The sequence below is a fragment of the Methylobacterium nigriterrae genome (assembly GCF_037106235.1).
Taxonomy (GTDB): domain Bacteria; phylum Pseudomonadota; class Alphaproteobacteria; order Rhizobiales; family Beijerinckiaceae; genus Methylobacterium; species Methylobacterium nigriterrae.
In genome coordinates, this window is record NZ_JBAWTG010000852.1 from 1 (window position 1) to 272 (window position 272).

Genomic DNA, 272 nt, shown 5'->3' on the forward strand with positions numbered 1-272 from the left:
CCCAGCAATCATCGGCCTCTCCAATCGTGGCTCCGAGTCCGCCGCCGCCACCGCCCGCACCGGCGCAGCCGCACCTGGCCGCGCTGCCGCCACCGGCACCCGTTCCTCCGGCCGCTTCGCAGACGGGGCAGTCTTTTCGGGACTGTGGCGACTGTCCCGAGATGGTGGTGCTGCCCGCGGGCTCCTTCGAGATGGGGTCCAGCGCGGCGCCCTTCGAACGCCCGGTCCACCGCGTCACCATCGCGACGCCCTTCGCGATCGCGCGCTACGAG

Annotated in this window: 1 protein-coding gene; it reads left to right on the forward strand. The window is 72.8% G+C overall.

Features of this window, described 5'->3' with window-relative positions; all coding sequences use genetic code 11:
• Nucleotides 1–26 precede the first annotated feature (26 nt).
• Nucleotides 27–272: formylglycine-generating enzyme family protein (locus tag WDW90_RS41295; protein ID WP_488803338.1), on the forward strand; the 246-nt coding region annotated here is incomplete at its 3' end.